Raw genomic sequence first — 3,358 nt, 5'->3', positions numbered from 1 at the left:
AGTACTCGACATCGCCCGAGGGACCGGGCAGCGGACTGGCCGTCACACCCTGTACCCCGAGCCCCAGTTCTCCGGCCCGCCCTGGGCTCCACGCCGCTGGTGGCGGTGCCCAGCCGGGGCGGGCGGGGCACGGTGTGGCTGAAGGCGGAGGCCGCCAACCTCACCGGCACCGTCAAGGCCCGTACCGCCTACGCGTTGCTGTGCGCGGCCGTGGCCCGGGCCGGCACGCCCGCGGTCCGCCTGGCCGAGTACTCCGGCGGCTCCCTGGCCCTGGCCCTGGCCGAGATGTGCGCGCTGCTCGGCCTCGATGTGCACCTGGCCGTGCCGTACGGCTCGCCCGAGCGCCTGACGGGCACCCTGCGCCGGTACGGCGCACAGGTCACCCACGCGCCCCGGGGCACAGGATTCCTCGGAGCGATGGACGAGGCGGCGCGCATCGCCGAACGCGAGGAACGCCACCTGCTGCTGCAGCACTGCGCGCCCGAAGCGGTCGCCGTGCACCGTGAACAGACCGGCGCCGAGATCGTCGCCCGGCTCGCCCGGGAAGGGATACGGCCCGGCGTGCTGGCGGCCTCGGTGGGCTCCGCCGGCACCCTCGTCGGCACCGCACAGGCGTTGCGTTCGCGCTGGCCGGGCTGCCGCGTCACGGCCGTGTTCCCCGCCGAGGCCCCCTACGGCGACACCCGCGCACCAGACGGCACCCCCCGCATGAGCGGCACCGGGGGCCTGGGGCACGGCCTGCGGCAGCCGCTGCTGGCCCCCTACGAGGACAGCGTCGCCTTCGCCGGCGTCTGCTACCCGCAGGCGCTGAAGGCCATGGGCCGGCTGCGCCGCACCCAGCAGATCGCCGTCTGCAGCAGCGCGGCGGGCGCCTGGCTCAGCGCGTCCCGCGTCATCGACGAGGACCTGCGCGGCGGGCACGCCGTGGCCGTCGCCGCAGGCCGGGGAACCACGGAGGAATGGGCCCATGCCGCAGACCACTGAGACACCGCACGGCTACGCCGCCTACCGCCGCACCGTCGCCGGCTCCTTCAGCCACTGGTACCGCCGCCGGCGCGACTCCTGGACCGGCGCCGACACCAGCGACGCGATCACCCGCTTCGCCCTGGAGCAGGCACCAACCGTCACCGGCCGCCGCCCGAGGGTCCTGGACGTGGGCTGCGGCCGCGGCCGGCAGATCACGGCCCTGACCGAACACCTGGACGCCGACAGCACCGGCCTGGACCTGCTGGACGTCTGGGACGCACCCCCGCCCGCCCGGGGCCTGCTCCGTTTCCGCCAGGGCGACTTCCTGGACTTCACCGGCGCCCCGCTGGACCTCGTGGTGGACAACGGCTGTCTGCACCACCAGCGGCGCGCCGACTGGCAGGCCTGGGCCGCACACGGCGCCGGCCTGCTGCGCACCGGCGGAACCCTCGTCGTCAGCGTCTTCCTCAGCCCCGACGGCACCGTCACCGAACTGCCCCTGGACGACGGCCGGCTCAACTGGTGGCTGACCGAAGAGGCCGTCACCGGCCTGTACACCGGCGCCGGGCTCACCCCGAAAGGGCGCCTGGTGATCGACCGTGACTTCTCCTACCGGGGCCACCGGCTGGCCTACCTGGCGCTGGCATTTCGCAAAGACCGGCAACCGGCCCCCGTCCTGAAGCCGAAGCGAAAGGGGAACCCGGCATGATCAAGGAAATCGACCTGGAACGGCCCCAGGGCCGCCTGCACCTGCGCAGCGCACTGCACGACGGGGTCTTCCTCGTCCGCAACACCGTCGCGGAGTCCCTGCTGGACGAGGCGTACGGATTCCTGTCCGCCTTCTTCGCCCTGACACCCGAGCAGAAGAGGACCTGCCGGGTGCCGGGCAGCAACGGCCAGTCCGGCTACACCCCGCCGCTGGCCGAACACGCGGAGAAAGGCCCGGTGGCGGACTTCAAGGAGCTCTTCCACTGGGGGGCCGCACTGCCCGCCGGGCACCCGCTGCGCGTGCGCTACCCGGCCCGCTACCCCGACCCCTACTTCCCCGACCACCTGGTGCCCGGCATCGGCTCGGCCCTGCGTGAACTGCACACCCGCATGCTGCGCTTCCAGCACGAGGTAGTGGACGCGCTGGCCGGCGCGCTGGGCGTCCACCCCGACTACTTCAGCGACATGCTGCAGGACGGCCCCGCCGTCAACCGGGCCGCCTGGTACCCGCCGATGGAGCAGGCCCCCTCCCCCGGGCATGTGTGGGCGGCACAGCACCAGGACTTCGACCTGATCACCACCCTGCCCCGGGCGAGCGCGGCAGGCCTGCAGGTGCAGCTCGACGGTGAGTGGCTGGCCGTCCAGGCACCACCGGGGTACGCCGTCGTCAACGTGGGCATGGTCCTGGAACGGCTCACCGGCGGGCTGGCGCGCGCTGCCGTGCACCGGGTGGTGGCCACGCCCGGTACGAGCCAGGGCCGCCTGTCCATCGTGCAGTTCTGCCACCCCGCACCCTGGACCACCCTCACCCCGCTGCGGCTGCCGGGCGCCGAGGACAGCCCGCAGCGATTCGCCACCCTCACCGCGGACGAGCTGTTCCAGCGCACCATGTACCGGATCGGGCGGCTGGGCCGGCCGGGCGCCGCGGCGCCCGCCCGATGAGCCGCTCCGCCTCCCGGACCACCCCCACGCTGGTGGAGCTGGTCAGGGAGGACCTGCAGGCGGTCCTCGAACGCGACCCGTCCTGCTCGGGCCGGGGCGAGGCGCTGCTGCACGCCGGCTGGCAGGGCCTGGCCCTGCACCGCCTCGCACACCGCCTCCACCGGCGCGGACACCGCCCGAGCGCCGCGGCCCTGACCCGGCTGGCGCGTCTGCTGACCGGCATGGAGATCCACGCCGGAGCGTGTATCGGCCGGCGGGCGTTCATCGACCACGGATTCGGCGTGGTCATCGGCGAAACAGCCGTCGTCGGTGACGACGTGACGCTGTATCACGGCGTCACGCTCGGTTCGAGGGGCTGGCTGCACGACAGCGGCCCCGGCCGGCGCCGTCACCCGGTCATCGGCGACCGGGTGATGATCGGGACCGGCGCGTCCGTTCTGGGACCGGTCACCGTCGGCGACGACTGCCGGATCACCGCCCACGGCCTCGTCCTGCGCAACCTGCCCGCCCCCACCCCCCACCCCCCCGCCCGCACCCCCGCCCGCACCCCCGCGCCACGCAGCCGCGCACACCCCCGGCCCCCGCACACCGCCGGCCCGGCCCCAGAACACCCCGCCCCTGAACCCGCCGGAGAAGGACGGTGAACCGGACCGCACAGAACACCGTTCCTAAACAGTGTCCAGGAGTGACATTTGCTGCCAACTCCCGGAACTGCGCGCGTCCCGAACGGTGTTGGATGCGC

Annotated in this window: 4 protein-coding genes; all 4 read left to right on the top strand. The window is 74.0% G+C overall.

The features are described 5' to 3' along the window. Positions 1-99: 99 nt before the first annotated feature. The 4 genes from AWZ10_RS42020 to epsC are packed head-to-tail and all read left to right on the top strand — an operon-like array spanning position 100 to position 3,260. The gene (locus AWZ10_RS42020; RefSeq protein ID WP_079104661.1) at positions 100-984 is read left to right on the top strand and encodes a pyridoxal-phosphate dependent enzyme; all 885 of its coding nucleotides are present in this window, start codon (positions 100-102) and stop codon (positions 982-984) included. Then, positions 968-1,675, top strand: coding sequence for a class I SAM-dependent methyltransferase (locus AWZ10_RS42015; protein WP_060893743.1), 708 nt, complete (start codon positions 968-970; stop codon positions 1,673-1,675). The genes AWZ10_RS42020 and AWZ10_RS42015 overlap by 17 nt, the downstream gene beginning before the upstream one ends. Further along, positions 1,672-2,616, top strand: coding sequence for an isopenicillin N synthase family dioxygenase (locus tag AWZ10_RS42010; protein ID WP_046708810.1), 945 nt, complete (start codon positions 1,672-1,674; stop codon positions 2,614-2,616). The genes AWZ10_RS42015 and AWZ10_RS42010 overlap by 4 nt, the downstream gene beginning before the upstream one ends. Next, a complete protein-coding gene (gene epsC, locus AWZ10_RS53250) occupies positions 2,613-3,260 on the top strand; it encodes a serine O-acetyltransferase EpsC (RefSeq protein WP_079104660.1) in 648 nt (215 codons plus the stop codon). Before AWZ10_RS42010 ends, epsC begins: the two co-directional genes overlap by 4 nt. Positions 3,261-3,358 lie beyond the last annotated feature (98 nt).

The organism is Streptomyces europaeiscabiei (assembly GCF_001550375.1).
Taxonomy (GTDB): Bacteria; Actinomycetota; Actinomycetes; order Streptomycetales; family Streptomycetaceae; genus Streptomyces; species Streptomyces europaeiscabiei.
This window is presented reverse-complemented; position numbering and strand designations above follow the sequence as displayed.